The 4,140-nt window shown below is 41.6% G+C and carries 4 protein-coding genes; 1 reads left to right on the top strand and 3 read right to left on the bottom strand.

Annotated features, from left to right (window positions below; translation table 11 throughout):
• Together AAGC65_RS25210 and AAGC65_RS25205 are read right to left on the bottom strand one after the other, a co-directional pair.
• On the bottom strand, positions 1-846 hold an 846-nt coding region (locus AAGC65_RS25210; protein WP_343115224.1), incomplete at its 3' end, for a DUF4271 domain-containing protein.
• Positions 847-1,085: 239 nt separating this feature from the next.
• Positions 1,086-2,333, bottom strand: a complete 1,248-nt coding sequence (locus tag AAGC65_RS25205) for a PQQ-dependent sugar dehydrogenase (RefSeq protein WP_343115223.1) — start codon at positions 2,331-2,333, stop codon at positions 1,086-1,088.
• A gap of 195 nt (positions 2,334-2,528) precedes the next feature.
• On the opposite strand from AAGC65_RS25205, the gene AAGC65_RS25200 reads away from it, so the two are divergent.
• Entirely contained in the window at positions 2,529-3,320 is a 792-nt protein-coding gene (locus AAGC65_RS25200; protein WP_343115222.1) for an NIPSNAP family protein, read from the top strand.
• A gap of 126 nt (positions 3,321-3,446) precedes the next feature.
• On the opposite strand, the gene AAGC65_RS25195 is transcribed toward AAGC65_RS25200, so the two are convergent.
• The coding region (locus AAGC65_RS25195; protein WP_343115221.1) for a flavin reductase family protein at positions 3,447-4,140 on the bottom strand (694 nt) is incomplete at its 5' end.

The following is a 4,140-nucleotide window of genomic DNA, read 5'->3' as shown; positions in this document are numbered from 1 at the left end:
TATCAATACCACAATAATAACCGTTAACGTAAGCAAAACAGGCACATACTGGCTGCCTAATAAGCTAAAACAAATTATCACCGGCAAAAATATAAACGCTATATTAAAATATGTAAGATGTAATATGTTTAAGTATTCGCTTACCAAACGGTTAATATCAAAAATAAAACCAAGCAGTTTTAATATCAGGAATTTGAGGCCAAACAAAGCCATAATGATCACAGTAAGCGATACAAAAAGGCGGCTACCGGCCACAATGTAATAAATACCATTATAGGCTGCCAGTTGGTATAAAAAAACACCCAGCGTTAGGCAAAACAATAAAAACAACCCCAGAAAAGCCCAGGGGCTCACCAGATTTTCTTCTTTACCTGTTTGCGATAATACACGCTTGCTGTAAAACGATTGCAGCACGAAGGTTACATCTTTATTCAGGGCGATATTCAGTATGGCAGTATACAACAATAACCCGATGATGATACCGATGATCCAGGGATCGCGTAGAGGACGGTTATGCCCGTCACGAACTTTATCCTTTGATTTTAAAGGGATATCTAAAAAACCGTATCCTTTGTATAAACTGTGCTTGAGCAAACTATCTGCAAACTCGCTGTTAGTTGCCGAATCGGGGGCATGTATATACCGAAAGGCTATGGAATCGGCCACAAAAATACGGCGTGCCTGCATAGCTTCGGCTACCGAATCAAGCAGCGATCTTTGCCGCTTATATACAGTTTTTGTTTGCTGGGTTAGCGTTTCAGGGCTGCCCGCTACTGAATCCTGCTGTGCTAGCGCAGCAGAACCAAACAACATAAAAAGCAGAAAACACCAGGCAGCTAAACGCATTTTTAAAGCAAGGTATAAACCCGTTAATTTTGCTGCAAAAATAGGGTAATAATTGATTGTTTCACAGATACAACATAATTTATAATCATCATTTAACCTGATATAAACGTGTTTTTTAAATTGTGAAACAAACTAATCTATGTCATGACAACGGCATTAGCTCCCTATTGCAGTTGTCATAAAAAAAGTCCCTTAAAATGCGATTTTAAGGGACTTTTTTATGACGTTGATTGCTTTTATTATTTGGCGTAGCTTATTTTGTAAATAGTGCCTTTACTGTCATCACTCACGTAAAGTGAACCATCGGCGCCTTGTGCCAAGCCGCATGGGCGGTGTTCGGCACGGCCAGAAGCCGTTTGCTCTTTGGTGCCCGCAAAGCCATCGGCAAATACTTCCCACTTACCATCAGGCTTGCCATCTTTAAAAGGCTGAAAAACTACAAAGTACCCAGCCTGAGGCTCAGGCGCGCGGTTCCATGATCCGTGAAATGCTATGAAAGCTCCGTTTTTATACTTCGCAGGAAACTGATTGCCGGTATAGAATAGCAAACCATCAGGTGCCAGGTGACCAGGATAAGCCGCCACCGGATCGGCATATTTAGCATCGGCTTCTTTTACACCATCGCCACCGTATTCAGGGCCCTGCATTTTTTTATGCTTTACATCATCATAATACAAATACGGCCAGCCTGCATTATCGCCCTCTTTAAGGGCATACATACATTCGGCAGGTAAAAGCGCCGATTGCTGAACAGTATATAGCTTAGGAAAAAGACTGTTCAAGGCATCGCGACCATGCTGCATTACAAAAAGTTGATTATCCTGCTGGTTCCAATCTAAACCTACCACATTGCGCAAACCGGTTGCGTAACGTATGCCATCACTTTGTTTCTGGTTTAACTTATCGGCTTTAAACCTCCAGATGCCACCGGCCGAATCCAATATCGGGCAGCCTTTTCCTTTCGGGTCAAATTCACTGCAGATGTTGGAGTAAGCACCTATGTTCACATACAGGTATCCATTGTCATCCAACGCTATGGCCTTTGGCCTATGTGCCCTTTTGGTGGTCAAGTTACTTACTACTGTTTCCGGGTGTTCAGGATCAATAACTTCGTTGTTGCTGTTCAATTTAAAACGATATACATCCTTATCTGATGATGCATATAGGTAGCCTTTGCTAATACGTATACCTGTACCGCCAAATTCGCCAAAGGTGGTTTTAACAGTTGCATTATCACCATTATCATGTAAAACAATAATACCCTTACCTTTTTTAAGATCACCCAGGTGCACGTAAATATCACCCTGAGGAGTAGCTACCAAATGCCTGGCGCTGCCTAAATTATCGGCAATAGCAGCAGCCTTAAATCCTTGAGGGAGGGTAAGCCCGGCATTTCCGGCCTCGTTATTTTTCAATACTTTGAAGGATAACAAACCGCCCACAGCAATAGCAGCCAGGCAACTTGCAAAAATTGTCTTCTTGTTCATAGCAGATTAAATTGGTTATATCAGGCATAAAGATAAGCTATAGGCTGTAAAAAGTACACCAAGCGAATAAATAAGTTACGTGGGTACCCAAACAATTAACAGATTTATTACCTAAACACCACGCAATTAAGCCATGATTCATTTACTTTTATGGCTCAGAATTAAGCCATCAATAAAATCAAATAATCTACAATTATGAAACTGTACCATTCGCTAAGGTTTATTTGCACCTGCGTTTTAATCACTTTGGTCACCTGCTTAAACTCTTGGGCCAATGCCCCTGCAAGAAATTATTATCAGCTAAAAATTTATCATTACAAAACCCAGGCTCAGGAAACCCTGATTGATCAATACCTGCAACAAGCTTACGTACCTGCCCTACATCGCGCCGGCATTAAAAACGTAGGTGTATTTAAACCAGTGACCCAACAGGATACTGACAGAAGAATTTATGTATTTACCCCCTTTACCTCCCTTGATAAATTGGCCGGCATAGAAAACCTGCTACAAGCCGATCCCAAGTATCAGGCCGATGGCAAGGATTACATTGACGCTAATTTTAAAAGCGCTCCCTATGCCCGTATTGAATCTATCATATTGCAGGCTTTTCCGGGTATGCCGTCAACCGCTGTACCTGACCTTAGCGCACCTAAAGCTGAGCGGGTTTACGAGCTGCGCAGTTACGAAAGTGCTACCGAAAAATACAATGTAAATAAGGTAAAAATGTTTAACGTAGGCGATGAGATAGGCTTATTTAAACGCCTGGGCTTTAACGCTGTTTTTTATTCTGAAGTGATAGCCGGCCCGCGCATGCCCAACCTCATGTACATGACCACCTTTAATAACAAAGCCGATCGCGACAAACATTGGGAGGCGTTTAACAACGATGCGCAATGGAAATCACTTATCGCGAAGGAAGAGTTTAAAAACAATGTTTCGCATGCGGATATTATTTTCCTGCACCCGGCAGAATATTCTGATTTTTAAGGAATATCAGTTGCCCGTATCTTTACTATCTGGCGGTGATATTGCTGCCGGATAGTAATTCTCCCAATCTCCGCCAATAATCAATCTTCGGGTAGTTCAGCCAGTTGAAATTACAGAGCGTACAAGCTACATCAACAACACTTTACAGGCATCCATTACACGCCCGTTATCTAACAAATGTTTGGCTTTTAAATGCAGGCGTGTGGTGCGGGTGTGGCCGTCTATGGTAGCATCAAGCAGTTCTTTCATTTCATCGGTTTTACTAAAGGCTTCTATCTCTTCATCAGATGGTAGCGTTTTAACAAGCCCCAATAACCCCAAATTATTCCCGGTTAATACATTGGAGTTTTTAACCTCTTGAGGAAAAGCATCTACGCCGATACCTATTCCGGCATAATCTGTTGGTTTGGCGATTTTGAATAAATTATCGCTGGTTACCCTACAATACCAATCACCGCCTAAACGAGCCACCAGATCTATTTTATGAGGATCTATTTTACCATTAGTATCCAAAATATCTTCATTGATATGCATCCGTTTTACCTCTGCAATAACCAAATTACCTGCTCCTCCGTTTTTCCCCAACGATATCACATCATTCACTACACATTCCAATTGAACTGTCGACTCTGCTACCCTGGGCGGCCTCACCGTCTCCGAAACCAATTCAGTAAATCCCGCTTTCGAAAACTCACATACTCCTCTTGGATAATCTATACTGGTTAAATAACACTGTTGAACCATATCATAGTTCACTATATTAATTACACATTCAGGTATTTCCAAAACATTTTCGAGCGTATGTTTAGCAGTGTTATCC

Source organism: Mucilaginibacter sp. (assembly GCF_039207105.1).
Taxonomy (GTDB): Bacteria; Bacteroidota; Bacteroidia; order Sphingobacteriales; family Sphingobacteriaceae; genus Mucilaginibacter.
This window is presented reverse-complemented; position numbering and strand designations above follow the sequence as displayed.

Excerpts from the sequence above, each read along its gene's own strand:
- AAGC65_RS25200 (WP_343115222.1), top strand. The coding sequence starts at position 2,529 with ATGAAACTGTACCATTCGCTAAGGTTTATTTGCACCTGCGTTTTAATC.
- AAGC65_RS25205 (WP_343115223.1), bottom strand. The coding sequence starts at position 2,333 with ATGAACAAGAAGACAATTTTTGCAAGTTGCCTGGCTGCTATTGCTGTG.